General features: G+C 69.7%; 23 protein-coding genes. 11 read left to right on the top strand and 12 right to left on the bottom strand.

Going from position 1 to position 21,040, the window contains the following annotated elements:
• Positions 1 to 10: 10 nt before the first annotated feature.
• The 5 genes from PCA_RS11615 to PCA_RS11595 form a co-directional block, all read right to left on the bottom strand.
• Positions 11 to 523 carry a hypothetical protein gene (locus PCA_RS11615; RefSeq protein WP_181302772.1) on the bottom strand — a complete coding sequence of 171 codons (513 nt, stop codon included), beginning with the start codon at positions 521 to 523 and terminating at the stop codon, positions 11 to 13.
• A 170-nt stretch (positions 524 to 693) separates the two neighbouring features.
• A complete protein-coding gene (gene minE / locus PCA_RS11610) occupies positions 694 to 969 on the bottom strand; it encodes a cell division topological specificity factor MinE (protein WP_181302771.1) in 276 nt (91 codons plus the stop codon).
• Positions 970 to 973: 4 nt separating this feature from the next.
• A complete protein-coding gene (gene minD / locus PCA_RS11605) occupies positions 974 to 1,789 on the bottom strand; it encodes a septum site-determining protein MinD (RefSeq protein WP_181302770.1) in 816 nt (271 codons plus the stop codon).
• 54 nt (positions 1,790 to 1,843) lie between these two features.
• Positions 1,844 to 2,614 (bottom strand): septum site-determining protein MinC, encoded by a 771-nt coding sequence (minC, locus tag PCA_RS11600; protein ID WP_181302769.1) that lies wholly within the window; start codon positions 2,612 to 2,614, stop codon positions 1,844 to 1,846.
• Complete coding sequence (locus tag PCA_RS11595) at positions 2,611 to 3,228, bottom strand: GNAT family N-acetyltransferase (RefSeq protein ID WP_181302768.1); 618 nt, start codon at positions 3,226 to 3,228, stop codon at positions 2,611 to 2,613. Before PCA_RS11595 ends, minC begins: the two co-directional genes overlap by 4 nt.
• Before the next feature lie 185 nt (positions 3,229 to 3,413).
• On the opposite strand from PCA_RS11595, the gene PCA_RS11590 reads away from it, so the two are divergent.
• From PCA_RS11590 to PCA_RS11560, 7 genes are all read left to right on the top strand, one after another.
• Positions 3,414 to 4,643, top strand: a complete 1,230-nt coding sequence (locus PCA_RS11590) for a sensor histidine kinase (protein ID WP_255436803.1) — start codon at positions 3,414 to 3,416, stop codon at positions 4,641 to 4,643.
• A 115-nt stretch (positions 4,644 to 4,758) separates the two neighbouring features.
• Entirely contained in the window at positions 4,759 to 5,400 is a 642-nt protein-coding gene (locus PCA_RS11585; protein WP_077482853.1) for a response regulator transcription factor, read from the top strand.
• Between the two features lie 267 nt (positions 5,401 to 5,667).
• Positions 5,668 to 7,026: a polyketide cyclase gene (locus PCA_RS11580; RefSeq protein WP_181302800.1), complete on the top strand. Its 1,359-nt coding sequence runs from the start codon at positions 5,668 to 5,670 to the stop codon at positions 7,024 to 7,026.
• Positions 7,027 to 7,151: 125 nt separating this feature from the next.
• The gene (locus tag PCA_RS11575) at positions 7,152 to 8,087 is read left to right on the top strand and encodes an ABC transporter ATP-binding protein (RefSeq protein WP_181302799.1); all 936 of its coding nucleotides are present in this window, start codon (positions 7,152 to 7,154) and stop codon (positions 8,085 to 8,087) included.
• Positions 8,084 to 8,818: an ABC transporter permease subunit gene (locus PCA_RS11570; protein ID WP_181302767.1), complete on the top strand. Its 735-nt coding sequence runs from the start codon at positions 8,084 to 8,086 to the stop codon at positions 8,816 to 8,818. Before PCA_RS11575 ends, PCA_RS11570 begins: the two co-directional genes overlap by 4 nt.
• A 1-nt stretch (position 8,819) precedes the next feature.
• Positions 8,820 to 10,739 (top strand): Gldg family protein, encoded by a 1,920-nt coding sequence (locus PCA_RS11565; RefSeq protein ID WP_181302766.1) that lies wholly within the window; start codon positions 8,820 to 8,822, stop codon positions 10,737 to 10,739.
• A gap of 73 nt (positions 10,740 to 10,812) precedes the next feature.
• Complete coding sequence (locus tag PCA_RS11560) at positions 10,813 to 11,679, top strand: cytochrome c oxidase assembly protein (RefSeq protein ID WP_181302765.1); 867 nt, start codon at positions 10,813 to 10,815, stop codon at positions 11,677 to 11,679.
• A gap of 1 nt (position 11,680) precedes the next feature.
• Here PCA_RS11560 and PCA_RS11555 read toward each other — a convergent pair whose 3' ends face one another.
• Positions 11,681 to 12,130 carry a copper chaperone PCu(A)C gene (locus PCA_RS11555; RefSeq protein WP_181302764.1) on the bottom strand — a complete coding sequence of 150 codons (450 nt, stop codon included), beginning with the start codon at positions 12,128 to 12,130 and terminating at the stop codon, positions 11,681 to 11,683.
• On the bottom strand, positions 12,127 to 12,741 hold the full coding sequence (locus tag PCA_RS11550) for an SCO family protein (RefSeq protein ID WP_181302763.1): 615 nt from the start codon (positions 12,739 to 12,741) through the stop codon (positions 12,127 to 12,129). The genes PCA_RS11555 and PCA_RS11550 overlap by 4 nt, the downstream gene beginning before the upstream one ends.
• An 80-nt stretch (positions 12,742 to 12,821) precedes the next feature.
• Here PCA_RS11550 and PCA_RS11545 point away from each other — a divergent pair, with 80 nt between their 5' ends.
• Both PCA_RS11545 and PCA_RS11540 read left to right on the top strand, forming a co-directional pair.
• Complete coding sequence (locus PCA_RS11545; RefSeq protein ID WP_181302762.1) at positions 12,822 to 13,223, top strand: DUF423 domain-containing protein; 402 nt, start codon at positions 12,822 to 12,824, stop codon at positions 13,221 to 13,223.
• 45 nt (positions 13,224 to 13,268) lie between these two features.
• Entirely contained in the window at positions 13,269 to 13,631 is a 363-nt protein-coding gene (locus PCA_RS11540; protein ID WP_181302761.1) for a hypothetical protein, read from the top strand.
• A gap of 26 nt (positions 13,632 to 13,657) precedes the next feature.
• Here the strand turns inward: PCA_RS11540 and PCA_RS11535 are convergent, their stop codons facing one another.
• The gene (locus PCA_RS11535; RefSeq protein WP_181302760.1) at positions 13,658 to 15,214 is read right to left on the bottom strand and encodes a transglutaminase-like domain-containing protein; all 1,557 of its coding nucleotides are present in this window, start codon (positions 15,212 to 15,214) and stop codon (positions 13,658 to 13,660) included.
• A 143-nt stretch (positions 15,215 to 15,357) separates the two neighbouring features.
• On the opposite strand from PCA_RS11535, the gene purT reads away from it, so the two are divergent.
• Positions 15,358 to 16,539, top strand: coding sequence for a formate-dependent phosphoribosylglycinamide formyltransferase (gene purT, locus PCA_RS11530; RefSeq protein ID WP_181302759.1), 1,182 nt, complete (start codon positions 15,358 to 15,360; stop codon positions 16,537 to 16,539).
• A 162-nt stretch (positions 16,540 to 16,701) separates the two neighbouring features.
• On the top strand, positions 16,702 to 18,213 hold the full coding sequence (locus PCA_RS11525) for an FMN-binding glutamate synthase family protein (RefSeq protein ID WP_181302758.1): 1,512 nt from the start codon (positions 16,702 to 16,704) through the stop codon (positions 18,211 to 18,213).
• Between the two features lie 15 nt (positions 18,214 to 18,228).
• On the opposite strand, the gene PCA_RS11520 is transcribed toward PCA_RS11525, so the two are convergent.
• From PCA_RS11520 to PCA_RS11505, 4 genes are all read right to left on the bottom strand, one after another.
• Positions 18,229 to 18,933 carry an arginyltransferase gene (locus tag PCA_RS11520; protein WP_181302757.1) on the bottom strand — a complete coding sequence of 235 codons (705 nt, stop codon included), beginning with the start codon at positions 18,931 to 18,933 and terminating at the stop codon, positions 18,229 to 18,231.
• Between the two features lie 127 nt (positions 18,934 to 19,060).
• Positions 19,061 to 19,453, bottom strand: a complete 393-nt coding sequence (locus PCA_RS11515) for a hypothetical protein (protein WP_181302756.1) — start codon at positions 19,451 to 19,453, stop codon at positions 19,061 to 19,063.
• 13 nt (positions 19,454 to 19,466) lie between these two features.
• On the bottom strand, positions 19,467 to 20,333 hold the full coding sequence (tesB, locus tag PCA_RS11510) for an acyl-CoA thioesterase II (RefSeq protein WP_181302755.1): 867 nt from the start codon (positions 20,331 to 20,333) through the stop codon (positions 19,467 to 19,469).
• Positions 20,334 to 20,433: 100 nt separating this feature from the next.
• Positions 20,434 to 21,018 carry an N-acetylmuramoyl-L-alanine amidase gene (locus tag PCA_RS11505; protein ID WP_181302754.1) on the bottom strand — a complete coding sequence of 195 codons (585 nt, stop codon included), beginning with the start codon at positions 21,016 to 21,018 and terminating at the stop codon, positions 20,434 to 20,436.
• Between the last annotated feature and the right edge of the window lie 22 nt (positions 21,019 to 21,040).

The following is a 21,040-nucleotide window of genomic DNA, read 5'->3' as shown; positions in this document are numbered from 1 at the left end:
ATGAGCCGGGTCAGCCAGCAGCGCGCATCGTAGCGTCAGGCGTGGCGGAAGGCTTGTCCTCGCGCACGAGCAGACCGCGCTCGACCAGCCACTGCCGCGCATTCCCGGCGTCCTGCTCGAACCAGGCGCGGGCGGAGCCGAGCCGGAAGCTGTAGCCCCAGGCGTCCATGTCGGCCATCAGGCGGACGCGGCCCACGCCGGGCAGGGCGTCGGCCAGCACGATCTGCAGGTAGCAGGTGGCGTCCTCTTCCTCGATCGAGTCGGTGGCGTCGGTGTGCACGGCGGCGCGCCGTTCCGGCGGCAGCACGATCAGGTGGCAGGCCTCGTGCAGCAGCGAATGCACCGGCGTGTCGCCGCGCGCATACACGTCGTGGCCGATGATGCCGGCTTCCTCGTCGCCCCAGTAGCTGCCGGGAATGGGCGTGCCGTCGGCCACGCGGTGCAGCGCGAGGCCGTAGCGGGCAAGCAGGGATTCGACGGTGGCGGTGTCGATATCGGCGAGGCGCAATACAGGGCTGGACATGGCGTTCCCTCTCCCCTCCGGGAGGAAGGGCGAGGTGGTGGGATCAGGTTGGCGGGAAAGCCGATCTTCGAGGCGCTTCGAAAGCAGAAAAACCTTGCTGCAACGACAGGGGCGAGGCAGCGTGGCCCCTCACCCCGACCCTCTCCCCGGAGGGGAGAGGGAGCTGGGCATCAGGTTGCGGGGTTGGACGCAGCCTTGCCCTCGGGCAACGCCACCGACAGTTCCAGCACCTCGTGTCCGCTGTCGCGCTCGACGTTGATGTTGATGGCTTCGAGGTCCACGTGGACGTATTTCTTGATGACCTCGAGCAGCTCGTTGCGCAGCAGCGGCAGGTAGTCCGGCGCGCCGCGGGTGGAGCGCTCCTGCGCCACGATGATGCGCAGGCGTTCCTTGGCGACGCCTGCGGTGGGCTCGGGCTTGCGCTTCAGGAAGTCGAGTATGCCCATCGTGTCAGCCTCCGAACACGCGTTGCAGGAAACCTTTCTTAGGCGCGTCGAGGAAGCGCAGGGCGCGCTCCTCGCCGAGGATGCGGGCCACGGTGTCGCTGTAGGCCTGGCCGGCGTGCGAATTCGGGTCGAGGATCACCGGCACGCCCGAGTTCGAGGCGGCCAGCACCTGTTCCGATTCCGGGATCACGCCCACCACGCTGATGCCGAGGATTTCCTCGACGTCCTTCACGCTGAGCATGTCGCCGTTGGCCACGCGCACCGGGCTGTAGCGGGTCAGCAGCAGGTGCTGCGTGATCGCGCCGTCGCCGCGCTCGGCGCGCCGGGTCTTGCTGGCGAGCAGGCCGAGGATGCGGTCGGAGTCGCGCACCGAGGACACTTCCGGGTTCACCACCACCACGGCGTGGTCCGCGAAGTACATCGCCAGGTGCGCGCCCTTCTCGATGCCGGCGGGCGAGTCGCACACGACGTAGTCGAAGCCGTCCGCGGACAGGCCGTCGAGCACCTTCTCCACGCCTTCCTGGGTCAGCGCGTCCTTGTCGCGGGTCTGGCTGGCGGCCAGCACGTACAGGTTCTCGTGGCGCTTGTCCTTGATCAGGGCCTGCTTCAGCGTGGCCTCGCCGTGCACGACGTTGACGAAGTCGTACACCACCCGGCGCTCGCAGCCCATGATGAGGTCGAGGTTGCGCAGGCCGACGTCGAAGTCGATCACGGCTACCTTCTTGCCGGCCATCGCCAGGCCGGTGGCAAGCGAGGCGCTGGTCGTGGTCTTGCCGACGCCGCCCTTGCCCGAGGTGACAACAATGATTTCAGCAGTCAAGGAACCATCTCCCGGGAATGTTCTTGTCGTTGTGGTTGTTGCGACTGCGGCCGGTCACAGCCTGGCCAGCAGCAGTTTCTCCCCTTCCAGCCAGCATCGCACGGATTGGCCTTCGAGGTCTTTCGGTATCTGTTCGAACACGCGGTAGTGGCCGGCGATGGCCACCAGTTCGGCGCGGAAGTCGTGCACGAAGATGCGCGCGTCGGTGTCGCCCTGGGCGCCCGCCATCGCGCGGCCGCGCAGCCCGCCGTAGATGTGGATGTCGCCGTCGGCGATCACCTCGGCGCCGTTCGCGACGGTGCCGGTGACGGCGAGGTCGCGGTCGCGCGCGTAGATCTGCTGGCCCGAGCGCACGGTGCCGTCGTGGTGCAGCGTGCCCTGCGTGCGTTCAGCAGGCGCGGCTTCCGCAGGCGTGGCATCGCGTGCGGGCGCCGGTGCGGCGGCGGGTTCGGGTTCGGCGGGAGCCGCGGCCGTGCCGCTGGCCGGCTCGTAGGCGGCGCGGAACTTCGCGATCAGCGGCAAGCCCATGCGCCGGGCCATTGCCTCGGTCTCGCTGGTGCCGTAGGCCAGGCCCACCGGCAGCATGCCGGCGCTGCGCACGGCTTCCAGCAGCGCGTCGACCGCGCCGTCGTCGGGCAGGGCGGCGAGGTGGCTGAGGTCCAGCACCACGGCGGCGCGCGCGAACAGCTGCGGTGCGCTGCGCACGCGGCGCTCCAGTTCGTCGCACAGCGCGGCGGCATCGGCGCGGCGCACCCGCACGCAGGCGAGGCCGACCTGCCCGAAGCGCAGATCGCAGGCGTCGGAGGTATCCACTTTAACGGTCACTGGCGGCGATCTCCGGCCTGTCGGCGCGGGCTGGAGGCCGGCGTGGCGCGTTCGCGCTCGGCCAGCCAGGGCAGATCGGGCAGGCCGCCGTGTTCGAGCCAGGTCTCGCGCACGTAGGCGTAGCTGGGAAGTTCCTTGGCGAGCAGGCTCACCTGCCGCCCGTGCGGCGCCATGCGCTGCTGGCCCACTTCCTGGAAGCCGTAGGTGCCGTGGAACAGCACGACCACGTCGTCGCGCGGCTCCAGGAACACCTCGCAGGCGAGCAGCGGCACGCGCACCTCGGCATAGCTGGTGACGTCGCAGTAGAAGATGCGGCCGAGGCCGTGGCGGCGGTAGGCGTTCGCGATCACGATGCGGTCGATGTACAGGAACGCGGGATAGCGTTCGCTGAACCAGCGGTAGTTGGTGCTTTCGTAGTCGCCGCCTTCGCGCAGCGCGATCAGGAAGCCGGCGAGGTGGCCGTCGATCTCGGCTACCCGGAAGTAGTCGGCGCGCTCGAAGAAATAGCGCAGCCGGGCCGCGTCGAGCGCGATGATGGATTGGCCGCCGGCGTTGTTGAGGGCCAGCACGGCGTCCAGGTCGTGCTCGCTGACGTCGCGGATGGCGAGGGCCATGCGTTGCTCCGCAGGGAAGGTGGGTGCCGGGCCGGCATGGCCTGACGGCAGAGACGCATTATGGCATGCACCCGGCACCTGCACACCTCGCGCCGCCACATGTAAAGGCTGCGTAAAACCCGGGGCCGTGCCTTTCGGCAGGGATGACTTCCCGCGCATTGCGCAGGGTCGGCAGGTGTCCAATCATGGGCGGCATGCCCCAGGTCAATTTCAGCCATATCCGGTTGCTGCGCTATGCCGGACTGTTCACCTATCTCTGCGTGGGCACGCCGCTGCTCACCGAGTGGGCGACGAACCGGCTGGTGCTGCTGAACCGGCCGAATTTCGCGCTGCTGCTGTGGTCGCTGTGCTACCTGGTGTTCGGCGTGCTGTATTGGGCGGTGACCTACGACCTCGGTTCGCGGCGCCATCTGGGGCTGCGCCTGCTGGGCCTGATGGTGATGACGCTGGCGGCGCTGGCGGTGGGCTGGTACAGCCACAGCGGCCTCACCGCGATGTTCCTGGCGGTGATGGCGATGGTGTTGCCGTGGCTGCTGCCGTTCTGGCTGGGCGTGCTGTGCATCGTGGTGCAGAACATCTGCCTGGTGGCGGTGTTCACTCGTTTTCCCGAATACCCGACGCTGGCGCTGGCGTTCCTGCAGACCATCATCTACCTGGGCATCTGCGCGCTCGCGTTCATCGCCTCGGTGGTGGCCAGCCACCAGACCGAGGAGCGCGAGGCGCTGCGCCGGCTCAATTCCGAACTGCGCGCCACCCGCGCGCTGCTGGCCGAATCCAGCCGCCTGGCCGAGCGCATGCGCATCGCGCGCGAGCTGCACGACCTGATCGGCCACCACCTCACCGCGCTCAGCCTCAACCTCGAAGTGGCCAGCCACGTCTGCAACGAGGACGCCGGCACGCACGTGCGCAAGGCCCAGACCACCGCCAAGCACCTGCTGGCCGACGTGCGCGAGGCGGTGAGCGAGCTGCGCCAGGACGACGCGATCGACCTGACCCAGGCGTTGCAGGGCCTCACCGAGGGCGTGCCGGGGCTGAAGGTGCACGTGGCGATGCCGCCGCGCTTCAGCATGGAGGACCCGCGCCGCGCACAGGTGTTGCTGCGCTGCGCGCAGGAGATCATCACCAACACCGCGCGGCACGCCGGCGCGCGCAACCTGTGGCTGACCTTCGCCTATGCCGGCCCCAGCCTGCTGGGGCTGCACGCGCGCGACGACGGCCGCGGCGCCACGCAGCCGGAGGCGGGCAACGGCTTGTCCGGCATGCGCGAACGGCTGGCCGAGTTCGGCGGCAGCATGACGCTGGAAACCGCGCCGGGCGAGGGTTTCGCGCTGACCGTGCGGCTGCCGCTGGGCGAGCAGCCGGAGCTGGCGCATGCGCCTTCGCGCATCGCTCCGCCGGCGTTGAGTGTGCCCTGATGCACAGTACCGACCTGACCCCCGGCCGGGGTTCGCGTTGCGCGGTTTCAGCGTGCCAGAATGCGCCGGTCCGATCGCCGCTGCGCTGGAACGACGACCGTTTCGAGGATCCACGATGATTTCAGTCTGTCTCGTCGACGACCAGAACCTGGTGCGCCAGGGCGTACGTTCGCTGCTCGATCTGGCCCAGGACATCCGCGTGGTGGCCGAGTGCGCCGACGGCGCCCAGGCGGTGCAGGAGATCCCGCGCGTCAAGCCCGACGTGGTGCTGCTGGACCTGCGCATGCCGAACATGAGCGGGTTGGAGGTGCTGCAGGCGCTGGCCGCCCGCAACGAGCTGCCGCCCACCATCATCCTCACCACCTTCGACGACGACCAGCTGGTGCTGCAGGGCCTGAAGGCCGGCGCGCGTGGTTATCTGCTGAAGGACGTGTCGCTGGAACAACTGGTCGAGGCCGTGCGCACCGTGGCCGCGGGCGGCTCGCTGGTGGCGCCGATGGTCACCCAGCGCCTGCTGGCCGGCGTGGGCCGCATGCAGAACCAGTTCACCAGCCTGGAGCAGCCCGACCCGCTCACCGAGCGCGAGACCGAGATCCTGCGCCTGCTTTCCGGCGGCTACTCCAACAAGGAGATCGCGAACTCCCTGAAGGTGGCCGAGGGCACGGTGAAGAACCACGTTTCCAACATCCTCTCCAAGCTGGGGGTGCGCGACCGCACCCGGGCGGTGCTGAAGGCGCTGGAACTGGGCATCGTCTGAGGCCGCCCGGCGGCGATTCCATGCGCCGGCGGATGCTGCGGCGCAATGCCGGGCAGGTGCCGACAAGCCTGACAAGACAAGGCCTTGCGGCCGTCCAAACGGGGCGCCGGAACCCGTGGCGTTCCGGCGCATGAGCAAGTACCATCCAGTCCTTCGGCGTTTGCCGACCCCCGGTCGTCCCCCCGCGATCGAGCCGACGTCCAGGCTCGCGCGACGGCTGGGGCAACACCTGGATACCGCGTTCAGACGTTCGGAGACCTTGGAATGATGCGTGTTCGTGTTCTTGAATTCTTGGCGGCGTGCGCCATCGTCGTCGGCCTTGGTATCCTCGCCGCGGTGGTCATGCCCGGCAGCGGCCACATCGAGCGCTCCCTGGCGGTTGGCAAGGACATGCGCCAGGTCTACGACGTGCTGAGCAACTTCCGGCGCTTCCCCGAGTATTCGGTGCTCACTTCCAACGATCGCCAGATCAAGTACACCTACTCCGGCAAGACCTACGGCCCCGGCGCCGAGGTGGCCTGGACCAGCAGCGACCCCAAGGTGGGCACCGGTTCGCTGACCATCGACAGCGCCACGCCGGACTTCAACAAGGTCGACAGCACCGCCAAGTCCGCGAAGATCGTGTGGGACGTGGAAAACGGCTGGAAGGGCTACAACAAGACCTTCACCTTCGACCTGGAGCGCCAGGGCAGCCGCAACCAGCTCACCAACGTCACCTGGGCGTATGACGTGAAGTACGGCTGGAACCTGGTGAACCGCTTCGCGAACCTGTACATCCACGGCGATCCCGACTCGTTCATCGAGTACGGCCTGAACAACCTGCAGAACGTGCTGGCCTCCGTGCCGAACGTGGACTACAAGGACCTGATCCCCTACATCCGCCAGACCGAACAGACCCCGGTGCTGCTGGTGCCGGCGTCGATCCAGCGCAAGGACGGCATCGAGGGCCTGGCCGACACCGTGAACAAGGCGGTGGCGCAGATCCAGGCCACGGCGAAGAAGCTGGGCGTGAACGTCACCGGCCCGCGCATCCTGTTCACCACCAACTACGGCGACACCACCTACACGTTCGACGTGGCGATGCCGATCGATTCCAGCGCACTGAACGTCAACGGCCAGACCCAGCAGCTCACCGCACCGACGCCGCCCGCGCTGGACGCCAACGCGCCGGCCGAAGCGGGCACCGCCGAGGCGCCCGCCACCGCGGAAACGCTGAAGCCGGGCGACCACGACAATCTGGGCCGCCTCGTCGTCGACGGCAACGTGCGCGCCACCCTGGCGTTCGGCGGCGCCGCGCTGGAAGGCGTGTGGAACGGCACCGCCGCCGGCGTGCCGCAGACCCGCGACATGCTGAAGGCCTATGCGCTGACCCACGGCTACAAGTTCGACGACGTGGTGAACCGCAGCTACGACATCCTCGCCAAGCCCGAAGTGAAGGATGCGCAGGGCAACATCACCAGCTACGCCGAATTCGACGTGTACCTCCCGCTGGGCAATGCCCCGGACCAGACGCCGGAGCAGGCTGCCGGCATCAAGCAGCCGACGCTGGAAGTGGAAGGCCCGGCCGAGTCCGGCAGTGCGCCGGCGCCGGCCGGCACGGCTCCGGCGCCCGCCGCCAGCCCCTGAGTTCCGCCCGTCGTTCCATCGAAAGGCCCTTCCCCGGAAGGGCCTTTCTTCTTGTGCGGTGCCGTGCGGTGAACCTTCCCGCATGCATGCGGTACATTGCAGTGGATTTCGTCGCCCGCCTGTCCATGATCGAGACTGAACGACTCACCCGCCGCTACGGCCACCTCACCGCGGTGGATGCGCTGAGCATCCGCGCCGAGCCGGGGCAGGTGCTGGGCATGCTCGGCCCCAACGGTGCGGGCAAGTCCACCGCGATGCGCATGATAGGCGGCTTCCTCGCCCCCACCTCCGGCACCGCGCGGGTCTGCGGGCACGACGTGCAGCGTGAACCGCTGGCCGCCCGGCGCGCGCTGGGCTACCTGCCCGAGGGCGCGCCCAGCTACGGCGAGATGACGGTGCGCGAGTTCCTGGTGTTCATCGCGCGCATGCGCAAGCTCGCGGCCGAGACCGGACGGCGCCGTTTCGACGAGGTGGTGGGCTGGCTGCAGCTGGAGGACGTGCTGGAGGCCTCGATCGAGACCTTGTCCAAGGGCCTGCGCCGGCGCGTGGGGCTGGCCCAGGCGATCCTGCACGACCCGCCGGTGCTGATGCTGGACGAACCCACCGACGGCCTCGACCCGAACCAGAAGCACGCGGTGCGCCAGCTGATCGACGCGATGGCGCGCGAGCGCACGATCCTGATCTCCACCCACCTGCTGGAGGAAGTGCACGCGCTGTGCAACCGCGTGGTGATCATCGCCCGCGGCCGGCTGCTGGCCGACGCCACGCCCGCCGAACTGGAGGCGCGCTCGCGCTATCACGGCGCGGTGTCGTTCAGCGCGCCGGGCAGCGGCGTGTCGCAGGAGATGCTGGGGCGGCTGCCGCAGGTGGCCGCGATCGAGGTGGACCCGCTGGACGGGCGCATCACCGTGTTTCCCAAGCCCGGCGCGCGCATCCTGGAGCCGGTGGAGCAGTTGCTGCGCGAGCAGGGCCTGGAGGTTTCGGAGATCCAGCTCGAACGCGGGCGGCTGGACGAGGTGTTCCGGCACATCACCACCGCGCAGCAAGGGACCCCGGCATGAGTCCGGTGACGGCCGTGATGCGGCGCGAGCTGCGCAGCTTCTTCGTGACGCCGATGGCCTACGTGTTCCTGGTCATCTTCCTGGTGCTGGCGGGCATCCTCACGTTCTACACCGGCGACTTCTACGAGCGCGGCCAGGCCGACCTGCAGCCGTTCTTCGTGATGCATCCCTGGCTGTACCTGATCCTGGTGCCCGCGGTGACCATGCGCATGTGGGCGGAGGAGGCCAAGGGCGGCACGCTGGAACTGCTGCTGACCCTGCCGTTGACGCTGTGGCAGGCGATGCTGGGCAAGTTCCTCGCGGCGTGGCTGTTCATCGGCCTGGCGCTGGCGCTCACGTTCCCGATCTGGCTCACCGTGAACTACCTGGGCGCGCCCGACAACGGCGTGATCTTCGCGGGCTACCTCGGCAGCTGGCTGATGGCCGGCAGCTTCGTGGCGATCGGCGCCTGCATGTCCGCGCTCACCCGCAGCCAGGTGGTGGCCTTCGTGCTCACCGCCACGGTGTGCGTGCTGCTGATCCTGGCCGGCCAGCCGCAGGTGCTGGACTTCTTCTCCGGCGCGCTGCCGCGCCGGCTGGTCAACGCGATGGGCTACCTCAGCATGCTGCGCCATTTCGAGGCGATCGCGCGCGGCGTGCTGGACCTGCGCGACCTCGCGTATTTCGTGCTGAGCACGCTGGGCTGGCTGATCGCCGGCGTGCTGCTGCTAGAGCTGAAGCGGGTGCGCTGAGATGATGCGTCCGCGCCTGCCCGCCGCCTTCACCCGCCCGCTGCGGATCGGCCGCCGCACCGCGATCTATGTCGCGCTGGCCCTGCTGACCGTGGTGTTCGTTTCGCTGATCGTGTCCAGCGGCCACTGGCTGCGCACGCGGCGCATCGACCTCACGGCCGACAAGCTGTACACGCTCTCGCCCGGCACCGTGCAGATCGTCGACCACCTGCGCCGGCCGTTGCGGCTCACGCTGTATTTCTCCGAGCACGCCACCCGCGACCTGCCGAAGCTGCGCAGCTACGAACAGCGCGTGCGCGACATGTTGCGGGAGATCGCCGCCCGCTCGCACGGTCGCGTGCAGTTGCAGGTGATCGACCCGGTGCCGTATTCCGACGACGAGGCCAGCGCCGAGGGCGCCGGCCTCACCCCGGCCACCGGCGGCAGCAACGGCGAGCGCGTGTTCTTCGGCCTCGCCGGCGGCGCGCTGCCGGCGGGCGCCGACGGCGAGACGATCGAGGGCGCGGCGCCCGAGCGCCTGCTGGCAATCCCGTATTTCGATTTGTCGCGGGAGTCGTTCCTGGAATACGACATCACCAAGCTGCTGTTCGAGCTCAACCAGTCCAGCAAGCCGCGCATCGGCGTGATCAGCTCGCTGCCGGTGGAGGGCAATCCGGTGCTGGGCCAGCAGCCCTGGGTGGTGATGCAGCAGCTGTCGCAGTTGTTCGACGTGACGACGATGAACGCGGGCGACCTGAAACAGGTCGCGGCGGACATCCACGTGCTGCTGCTGATCCATCCCAAGGCGTTGCCGGAAGATGCGCAGTATGCGATCGACCAGTACGTGCTGCGCGGCGGCCACCTGGTGGTGTTCGTGGACCCGGACGCGGAAATGGACGACAGCCCGGACACGCTTGCCACCGGCGGCTTGCCCGACCGCAGCTCCGACCTGTCGCGGCTGTTCGCGGCCTGGGGTGTGCGCTACGACCCGCACCAGGTGGTGCTGGACCGCTCGCATGCGCTCGCCGTCGAGCTGAACGGCGCGAACGTCAGCCACCCGGCGATGCTGGGGCTGGATGCCCAGTCGCTGAACCACAACGACGTCGTCACCGCGAGCCTGCAGCGCATCGACCTCTCCACCGCCGGCCATTTCGACCTTGCCGCGAACGCGAACGCCCGGCTGATCCCGCTGCTGCAGAGCAGCCCCGACGCCGAGCTGGTGCCGGTGCAGCAGGTGCTGCAGGCCAGCGACAATCCTTCCCTGCTGCTGCAGGGCTACACGCCCACCGATACGCGCTACGTGTTCGCCGCGCGCCTGCGCGGCAGCTTCGCCAGCGCGTTCCCCGGGCGGGCAGGGCAGCCCGGCCACCTCGCGCAGTCCGCACCCGGCGACGAGGTGATCCTGGTGGCCGACACCGACCTGCTCAGCGACCGCCTGTGGGTGGAGTCGCAGACCATCCTGGGCCAGACCATGCTGCGGCCGTTCGCGAACAACGGCGATTTCGTGGGCAACCTGGTGGACAACCTCAGCGGTTCCTCGGCGCTGCTGTCGATCCGCGGCCGCTCGACCTCGCAGCGGCCGTTCACCCGGGTGGAGGCCTTGCGCAACGTGGCCGACCAGAAGTTCCTGCAGAAGGAGCAGGAGCTGGAGCGCGAGCTGGCCGAGACCCGGCAGCGGCTGGACGAGCTGCAGCCGGGCAAGGGCGGCGGCCACGGGGCCAGCATCGGCACCGAGCAGCGGCGCGAGATCGAGCAGTTCCGCCAGCGCCAGCTCGCGATCAACAAGGAGCTGCGCGACGTGCAGCACCAGCTCAACGCCGAGATCGACGCGCTCGGCCTGCGCCTGAAGGTGATCAACATCGTGGTGGTGCCGGCGCTGGTGGCGTTGCTGGGCCTGCTGTACGGCTGGCGCCGTTCGCGGCGCAACCGGCGGCGGCCGTGAGGGCGACGATCCGCCGCGACGGCCGCGCCGGGCCGGCGCTATGCTGGCAGGCCATGCGGGTGCGTCGGGCTGATTGATGGCAACACTGCTGAAATGGATCGTGCCGTGGGAGTTCTCGTGGGTGTTCCTCGCGAGCTTCTTCCTGGTCGGCGTGCTGTACTGGCGCGGCAGCCGGCGCCTTGGCGTGAGCCGCGGCCGGCGCATCGCGTTCTGGGCCGGCATGACGATCATCTGGCTCAGCCTGCAGACCTACCTGGATTTCTACGCGGAGCACGAGTTCTTCGTGCACCGGCTGCAGCAGTTGCTGCTGCACCACCTCACGCCGCTGCTGATCTGCGCCTCGTATCCCGCCAGCGTGCTGCGCGCGGGCCTGCCGCGGCGCTGGCGCCTGCGCTGGTTGAGGCCGCTGCGCCGCTCGTGGCCGTGGCGCGTGGTCGGCGGCGTGCTGTTCCAGCCGCTGGTGGCGTCGGTGCTGTTCGTGTTCTTCGTGCTGGTCTGGCTGCTGCCGTCGATGCAGACGCTGGCGATGCTGGACTGGCGCGTGTACCGCTTCATGAACTGGACGATGCTGCTCAGCGGCTTCGTCTACTGGTCGCTGATCCTCGACCACCGCCCGCATCCTCCGGGGCGCATGGGCGCGGGCATGCGCGTGCTGTCGCCCGGCATCACGATGGCGCCGCAGATCCTGGCCGGCGCCATCGTCACCTTCTCGCGCACCGACCTCTACCCGATCTTCGAGATCTGCGGTCGCGCGTTCACGTTCAACGTGCTCACCGGCCAGATGATAGGCGGCGTGATCACCTGGGTGCCGGCGGCGTTGCTGGAATCGGTGGGCGGCCTGCTGGCGCTGCAGCAGTGGCTGCGGCTGTCGCGCAGGGGGCGTCTGCCGCGCAAGACGTGGCCGGCGCGCCCTCCCGCGGTGGCGGGCGGGCGTGGCTGAGTCAGTCCTTTTCGCCCAGCGCGCTCGCGGGCCGCGCCGCGAAATCCACCGGCAGCGTGCTGCCGTCGGCGAACTCCAGCACCACCTTCACCGTGTCGCCCGGCTGCACCGGGTGTTTCGCGTCCATCAGCATCAGGTGATAGCCGCCGGGCTGCAGCGTCTGCGTGCCGTGGGCCGGAATGGTCAGCGCATGGATCATGGCCATGCGACTCATCCCGCCCGCGTTGGAGCTTTCGTGCAGCATCGCCTCGCCGTAGGCGGGGCTGCTCGCGCCGGTCAGCGAGACCGGCCGATCGCCGTCGTTGCGCAGCACGACGTAGGCGCCGGCGGGCAGGCTGCCGGGCAGCACGCGGATCCAGGCGTGGCTGGCGCTGACCTGCGCGGGGGCGGCGGCATGCGCCGGTACGGCGGCGAGCAGGCCAAGCAGCAGGGACAGGGCGATACGGTTCATGCGGGGGCTCCGGTGTTGAGCAGCAGATACAGGTCGTGCACCAGATCCTCCTGGGGGGTGCCGGGGGTGGAGAGCACGCGGGCGTGGCCGTCGCGGTCGAACACGTAGATCGCCGAACTGTGGGTGACCTCGTAGTTGCCGTCCTTCGTCGACGGCTCGCGCGTGAAGGCGGAGCGGTAGCGCTTGCTCAGCGCCTCGATCGCGCGCGGGCTGCCGGTGAGGCCGACCGCGCGCTTGTCGAACGCGTTGACGTAGGCGTGCATCACCTCCGGCGTGTCGCGCGCGGGGTCGACGCTGACGAACAGGATGCGCGCGTCGTCGGCCTGCTTGCCCAGCCGCTGCATCACCACGTGCAACTGGGCCAGGGTCAGCGGGCACACGTCCGGGCAGTGCGTGTAGCCGAAGTACAGCAGCACCACCTTGCCGCGGTAGTCGGCGCCGGTCACCGGCTTGCCGTTGTCGTCGGTGAGCCGGAAGTCGAGGTCCGGCATGTGCCCGCTGACGTTGGTGAGCCGGAACGGCAGCGCGTCGCGATGGCAGGCGCCGAGCAGCAATGCGCCGGCCAGCGGCAACAGGAGCAGGGCGCAGCGCAGGAGACGCAGGTGCTTCATGCGAGAATCCGTGGATTGCAAGCGTCCAAGCATACGCCAGCGCCCGCGCTGAGCGATCGTGCGCGTCCCGGAGCCCGGCCATGCTGCGACAAACTGTCCATCCTCCCGTACGCCGACGCGGCGCCGGCCTGCTCGCCGGCCTCGCCGGCGCCAGCGCGGTGCTGCTGGGCGCGTTCGGCGCACACGCCTTGCGCGGCACGCTGGACCCGGCCCATCGCGAACTGTGGCACACCGCAGTGGAGTACCACGCCTGGCATGCGCTGGCGCTGGTCGCCGCGACAGGCCTCGGCAGCGGGCGCGCCGGTCGCTGCGCGACCGCGGCGTTCGCCCTGGGCATCGTGCTGTTCGCCGGCAGCCTGTACGCCCTGGCCCTGGGCGCGCCGCGCTGGGTAGGCATCGTGACGCCGTTCGGCGGCGTGGCGTTCGTGGCGGGTTGGATTGCGCTGGGGCTGGCGCTGCATCCGCGCGGGGATGGCCGCTGATCGCGGCGTCATGCGGCTGTCATGCCGCGGTACGAGCATGGGCGCATGCCCGCGCTTGCAACCACGCCTCACCGTCCTTGGCTGGCGGCCCTGATCCTGTGGGCGGCCCTGGTGGCGATCGTGTCCGGCGGTTTCGGCCTGGCGCATCCGCCGTCGGGTTCCGGACAACTGATGCGCTGGCAGGATGCCGGCCACGACTGGTTGCTGGTCGCCGACGCCGATACCGACCAGTTGACCGTGTATGACGCTGCCGATGGCCGCCCGCTGCAGCGGCTGGGGCCCGCCGCCGCCGGCGGCATCGCCGCGATGGCCCGCCGCGACGGACATGTGTACCTGGTGGACGACCACGGCACGCGACGCGAGCTCAGGTTGCCGGAGCTGGGCATGGCGGCTTCCCGCTCGCGTTGAGCCAGCGTGCCCGGTACGGCTGGGCATCAGCCGCCGTCGCCACCCGGACCCGCGCCGTTTCCTGAAATGCCGGTGGACGGTGCGGGCGCCGGCGCGTTGTCGATGGGAGCATCGAAGATCTCCGGCGCGGCTTTGATGCTGTCGATGCGCAGGCGGCCAAAGAGGTCGGTCACTCCATAGAAGTGCCAGGGATCGCCGTCGCCGCTGTCCAGCGCGACGTGGGTGCTGTCGAACTGGCGCAGGGCGGCGTCGTAGCTCTGCCAGCGGTTGCCCACCCATGCCTGCACCCATGCATGCGGCAGGAACACGCGGGACGCCTTGCCGTAGCGGTCGGCATAGACCATCCCCGTCACCACGCGTGCCGGCACGCCCGCGGCGCGCGCCATGGCTGCCAGCAGCACCGCGAATTCGGTGCAGTCGCCCTGGCGGGTGTTCGCCACTTCCAGCGCGGAGGCGTAACCCACGTCCAGGCCGTGCTGGGTGATGTAGCTGCCGACGAAGTTGTACAGCCGGCGCATTTTCTGGTGCGGAGTGGCGGCCTTGCCGATCGCGTTCGCCGTGAGTTCCCGGATCAGCGGCGCATCGGACTGCAGCCACGCATTCGCCGCCAGGTCGCCGGGTTGCGGTGGCGGTTGCCCGTGCGCATGCGGGCCGCCGGTGTCGATCTGCCAGTCGCCGTGGCCCAGCGGGGTGATGCGCTGCTCGTCGGTATCGATGAGCGGCTGCGCCGCATCGCCTTCGACGTGCACGCGGTAACGCAACGAGTTGTTGCGCAGGTTGGGCGTCAGCGGCCGCGGCGACGCCACCATCGCCGCGCGGAACATGTCCACGCTCTGCGCCGGCGCCTCGGCGCAGGCCCGGCTGCAGGCCACCATCTCCATGGAGCTGCCCAGCATGGCCACCAGCCCCTTGCGCACCCGGCCCTCCCGGTCCAGCCACAGGTCCATCACCTGGTCGCCGCGGGCCTGGTGCAGCCGCTGGCGCTGGTGGCTCAGCCGTTCGGGGCCGTCCGGCAAGGACACCAGCTCCTCGCCCAGCACGTCCACCTGGGCATCGATCACCTGGCGGCTGGCCGGGTCGAACGCCGGCAGCAGATAATGCGATCCCGGTCGCGCCTGCGCGGCCTGCATGGCCAGGCGCTGGCCTTCGGCAAGCAAGGCATCGGATGGCCAGTCGATGGTTTCCCGTTGCGTGGCGCCGCCCACGACGAGGTCGACCTCGAAGCGGCCATCGGGCAGGCGCAGCCCCTCGACCACGCTGTCCATCGTCGACATCGTGGTGCGTGCGCCGAAGCCCAGCGGCCGGCCGTCGGGGGTTTCCACGCTGCGGATGGTGTTCGCCAGCGGGATGCTCTTGCCGTTGCGGGTGAGCAGGATCGTCAACGTCTGGATGGTGGTCACCGTGCGGCCGTCGCGCTGGCGTTCGACGTGCAGGCTGCCGATCTTGCGGCCGCCCAGCAGCACGCTCATCCAGGTGTCTTCCGCGTCGGCGGGAGCGGCGACCGCATCCCGGGCCTGCACCGGGATGGCGAACATGCAGACCAGGCAAAGCGCCAGCCGGAACCAGGCGATCGGACGACCCATGAAGTGGGTCTGCGAGACGGGAATCCGCAGTGGAAGGGGGATGTGGGGCAGGGTCAATGCGCGGCGCAGCAAAATCATGCGACGCCGCGGAAGCGGTCGCGATCCGCCTACAATGCGCTCCCGCCCAATGACGGAGCCCGCCCGTGAAACCCTTCGGCACACCCCATTCCGACCATGCCGTGCGCGTGCTGCTGCTGGGCTCCGGCGAGCTCGGCAAGGAGGTGGCGATCGAGCTGCAGCGCTATGCGGTGGAAGTGATCGCGGTGGACCGTTACGCCGACGCGCCGGCGATGCAGGTGGCGCACCGCAGCCACGTGATCGACATGCTGGACGGCGCCGCGCTGCGCCGCGTGATCGAGGCCGAGCATCCCGACCTGGTGGTGCCGGAGATCGAGGCGATCCACACGCCCACCCTGGTGGAGATGGAACGCGAAGGCCTGCACGTGATCCCCACCGCGCGCGCCGCGTGGCTGACGATGGATCGCGAGGGCATCCGCCGGCTGGCCGCGCAGGAACTGGAACTGCCCACCTCGCCGTACCGCTTCTGCGACAACGAGGCCGACTACCGCCGCGCCGTGGCCGACATCGGCTACCCGTTCGTGATCAAGCCGGTGATGAGTTCCTCGGGCAAGGGCCAGAGCGTCGTGCGCGACGAAGCCGGGCTGCAGCATGCCTGGGACTACGCGCAGTCCGGCGGTCGCGCCGGTCAGGGGCGGGTGATCGTGGAAGGCTTCGTCGATTTCGACTACGAGATCACCCTGCTCACCGTGCGCCACAAGAACGGCACCAGCTTCTGCGCGCCCATCGGCCATCGCCAGGAGGACGGCGACTACCGCGAGTCGTGGCAGCCGCAGCCGATGGGCGACCAGGCGCTGGCCGAGGCGCAGCGCCAGGCCGCGGCCGTGGCGGATGCGCTGGGCGGCTGGGGCGTGTTCGGCATGGAGTTCTTCGTCAAGGGCGACACGGTGATCTTCTCCGAAGTCAGCCCGCGCCCGCACGACACCGGCCTGGTCACCCAGATATCGCAGGACCTGTCGGAATTCGCGCTGCACGCGCGGGCGATCCTGGGCCTGCCGATTCCCGCGATCCGCCAGTTCGGTCCCTCGGCCTCGTGCGCGGTGCTGGTGGAGGGGGAGGGCCGCGCGCCGCGCTACCACGGCGTGGCGGCCGCGCTGGCGGAGCCCGACACGCAGCTGCGCCTGTTCGGCAAGCCCGAGGTGAAGGGCCGCCGCCGCATGGCGGTGACGCTGGCGCGCGACGCCAGCATCGAGGCGGCGAGGGCCAAGGCCGTGCGCGCGGCGGCACAGTTGCGCGTGGAGCTCTAGACCGGCCGCGCGGCCGATGCGCCGATCGCGACACCGTTCGCCCCGGTGTCGCGCCGCAGGCGCAAGGTCGAAGGGCATGCCGGGCGCGGCGCTTCGACTTCGCCCGCTGCGCGAGTTACGCTCGGCGCGATCGGTATTTCCTGCAACGCACGGGAGCGGCACATGCAATCGACGGGATTCGCGCGCTGGCTGGTGGTGCTGGTGGAAACCTTCGCGGCGCTGTTCGTGCTGCTGCTGGTAATGGCCGTGGTGGTGGCCGCGTCGGTGTGGGTGCTGGACCGCAACCAGACCGCGAACGCGGTGCTGCGCAATTTCCCGGTGATCGGCCACTTCCGCTACGGCTTCCTGCGCCTGGGCGAGTTCTTCCGCCAGTACCTGTATTCCAGCGACCGCGAGGAGCTGCCGTTCAACCGCGCCCAGCGCGTGTGGATATACCGCGCGGCGAAGAACGCGGAGAACACGAATGCGTTCGGCTCCACCCGCGACCTGCGCGCCGAAGGCGTGCCGTTCTTCGTCAACGCGGCCTTCCCGGCGCTGGGCGACCACCACGTGAAGCCGAAGCCGGTGCGCATCGGCCCCTACGCGCGCGAACCGTACGACCACGCCGCGTTCTTCAACATCTCCGCGATGAGTTTCGGCGCGCTGGGCGCGCCCGCGGTGCGCGCGCTGTCGCACGGCGCGGCGAAGGCCGGCATCTGGATGGACACCGGCGAAGGCGGCCTCGCGCCATACCACCTCGAAGGCGGTTGCGACATCGTGTTCGAGATCGGTACCGCGAAGTACGGCGTGCGCACCAGCGACGGCAGGCTCGACGACGGCAAGCTCGCGGCGGTCTGCGCGCACCCGCAGGTGAAGATGGTCAGCATCAAGCTGAGCCAGGGCGCCAAGCCCGGCATGGGCGGCCTGTTGCCGGCGGCGAAGGTGACCCCGGAGATCGCCGAGATCCGCGGCATTCCGGTGGGGCAGGATTCGCAGAGCCCGAACCGGCACCTGGACATCGCCAACGTGCCGCAGCTGCTGGACGCGATCCACCACATCCGCGAGCTCACCGGCAAACCCACCGGCTTCAAGGCGGTGTTCGGCGACATGGACATGATCGCGGAGCTGTGCGACGAGGTGCACCGGCGCGGCATCGAGAGCGCGCCGGACTTCATCGTCGTGGACGGTTCCGAAGGCGGCACCGGCGCCGCGCCGCAGACGCTGATGGAAGGCGTGGGCCTGCCGCTGCACGAGGCGCTGCCCGCGCTGGTCGACACGCTGGTCGTGAAGGGCTTGCGCGAACGCGTCAAGGTGATCTGCTCGGGCAAGTGCATCACCGCCTACGACGTGGCGCGGGCGCTGTCGACGGGGGCGGACTTCGTCAACTCCGCCCGTGGCTTCATGCTGGCGCTGGGCTGCATCCAGTCGCTGCAGTGCAACCGCAACACCTGTCCCACCGGCATCACCACGCAGGACCCCAGGCTGCAGCGCGGCCTGGTGGTCAGCGACAAGACCGAGAAGGTGGCGAACTACGCGCGCAACGTGATGCACGAAGTGGGCATCATCGCCCACAGTTGCGGCGTGGACGATCCGCGCCAGCTCGACCGCACGCATTGCCGCGTGGTCGGCGACGACGGCATCTCGGTGCCGCTGGTGAAGCTGTTTCCCTATCCGCCGGGAGCCGGCGCGGGCTGAGGCGGCGGGGCCGCCTCAGGGCATCGGCTGCCAGCCCTCGGCCGTGCGCAGCTGCAGCGGCCGGAAGCGGCGCTTGTAGTCCATCTTCGGGTGGCCTTCGATCCAGAAACCCAGGTACACCCAGGGCAGCTTGCGTCGCGTGGCCATCGCCACCTGCTGCAGGATCGCGTAGGTGCCCAGGCCGCGCGCGCTTTCGGCGGGGTCGAAGAAGGTGTAGACCGCCGACAGGCTGGTGCGGCAGACGTCGGTCACCGCCACGCCCAGCAGGCGCCGGCCGAGCCGGAACTCCAGGAACACCGTGGGGCTCCACGGCGCGGTGAGGAAGCGGCGGAAGTCGCTGGCGTCCGCCTCGTCCATGCCGCCGCCGGGGTGGCGCTGGCGCAGGTAGGTCTCGTACAGCGCGTGGCGCTCGGCGTTGTAGCCGGCCCGGCATTCGGTGACCGTGATGTCGGCATTGCGCTTCAGGCAGCGCCGTTGCGAACGGTCGGGCTGGAACTGCGCCACGTCGATGCGGCACGGCGTGCAGGCGTTGCACTCCGGGCAGTGCGGAAAGTACAGGTGGCCGCCGGCGCGCCGGAAGCCGCGCTCCAGCGCCGGCCCGTACAGCCGGTCCAGTTGCGGCGCAGCCGGGTCGATCACCAGGTTCTGCGCCGTGCGCTCGGCGTAGTAGCCGCAGGCGTGCGGCAGGGTCTGGAACAGGCGGACGTGTTCGGAGCGCATGGCCCGATTCTAGGCCGGAGTCGGGGTGCGCGCATCTGGCGGGCACGAGCCCTTGCGGCGGGCCGCCCGCAGGCCATGGCCGCCGGATTCCGCGCGGCCCGGTGGCGGTTTTTGCCCGGGGCGGGTCTCAGAAGATGTGCAGGTAGCGCAGCGTCATCATCGCCACGATGCCCAGGATCGCCAGCAGCACGATGCGGCGCACCCGCGCCACGGTATACCGGCGGCGTGCCTGCGGCGTGGGATTGCGCGATTCGGCCAGGTCCTGCCCGAAACGCACCACCGGCTCGATGCCCAGCTCGCGCAGCAGCGCGCGGGCGCGCGGATAGTCGTCGGCGCGGGCGATCCACACCTGTTCCCAACTGCTGCGGTCGTCGATCGGGTCGCGGTAGCTGAAGCGGCGGTGGCCGGGCTTGCGCCAGTTGGAGCGGTTTTCCACGGACGCCTCGATGCCGTGTTCGGACATCAGGGAGACCACGCGGTCGATGTTTTCGGGGCGGGGCGAGGTATAGATCTGGCGCATGGCGTGATTTTACTCAGCCCCCGCGCAGGCGGATCAGGCCTTCCTGCGCGGTGGAGGCCACCAGCCGGCCGTCGCGGCTGAAGATCTGCCCGCGTGCGAGGCCGCGGCCGCCCTGGGCGGTGGGGCTGTCGAAGGAGTACAGCAGCCACTCGTCCACCCGGAACGGGCGGTGGAACCACAGCGCGTGGTCGAGGCTGGCCATCTGCACGTTGTGCGTGAGGTAGGAGATGCCGTGCGGCAGCGTGGCGGTGCCGATCAGGTGGAAGTCGGAGGCGTAGGCCAGCAGGGCGCGATGCAGCACCGGCGAATCGCCGATCGGCGCGGCGAGGCGGAACCAGATGTGCTGGATCGGCGGGCGCTTCACCGGGTGCATCTCGTCGCGCGGCCACACCAGGCGGAACTCGAACGGACCGTCGATGCCCAGCCAGCGCTGCAGCTTCACCGGCAGTTTGGCCAGTTCGTCGGGCGGCAGCGGGCGCATCGGTTCCACATCTTCCGGCGCGGGAACCTCGGGCATCGCCACCTGGTGCTCGAAGCCCTTTTCCGGCACCTGGAAGGAAACCGACCCGTTGAGGATGGGCTGGCCGTGCTGGATCGCCAGCACCCGGCGCGAGGAGAACGAGCCGCCGTCGCGGGCGCGCTCCACGCTGTAGACGATCGGCGCGTCGATGTCGCCGGCGCGCAGGAAGTAAGCATGCAGCGAGTGCGCCTCGCGCGAAGGGTCGACGGTCTGCTGCGCCGCCGACAGCGCCTGCCCCAGCACCTGGCCGCCGAACACGAAGCGGGTGCCGATGTCGCGGCTCTGCCCGCGGAACAGATTGTCCTCCAGCCGCTCGAGCTGCAGCAGTTCGACCAGTTCTTTGACGTGTGCTTCGCGCATGCGGTGACCGGTTCCTGCGGGACGAAAGCGCCGATTATAGCGGTGCGCGATTCCCTGCCCGGAGCCGGGGCGGACTTGCGGGGTTCCGAACGCGGCCTTTTTACTTGCCGTCGGCCGCCGTGGAAGCTGCCGCGATCCGTTGCAGCCCGCTGCCTGCCAGCACCTGGTCCCACGGGAACAGCGGGCCCGGGTCGAGCTTGCGCGCCACGGTCCTGCCGGGATCGTCGCTGGCCGGCACGCGGGCGGTGTCCAGGTCCTCGTGGCCGGCGATCTCGTGCAGGTTGGGGAATTCGGTGCGCAGTTGCGCCAGCAGGGCGCGCAGGGCGGCGATCTGCGCCGCGGTGTAGGGCTCGGTCATGGTCTGCCGGCGCGAGTCGAACCAGTCGGGGTAGCGGCCGGTGTTCACCAGTTCGATGCCGATGGACTGCGGGTTCCAGCCGCGCACGTGGTTCGCCGTGCGCGTGCCGGGCACATAGCGGTATACCGCCCCGTCGCGGTCGATGTAGTAGTGGCCGCTGTTGCCGGCGCCGCTGTCGTACAGCACTTTTTCGCCGTATTCGCGGGCGGCGGCGAGGTCGGGCAGTTCGGTGCAGTGGATCACCGCCAGGGTCACCGCGGCGGCGGGCCGCTCGGGCAGTTTCGCCACGTAGGGCAGGGGCTGGTCGTGGATCGCGAGCATGGGCATGCGCGGAGTCTCGCATGCGGCC

Source organism: Rhodanobacter sp. PCA2, from assembly GCF_013620825.1.
GTDB lineage: Bacteria > Pseudomonadota > Gammaproteobacteria > Xanthomonadales > Rhodanobacteraceae > Rhodanobacter_A.
Note: the sequence above shows the minus strand (reverse complement) of the source record. Positions and strands in the feature narration are given on the sequence as shown.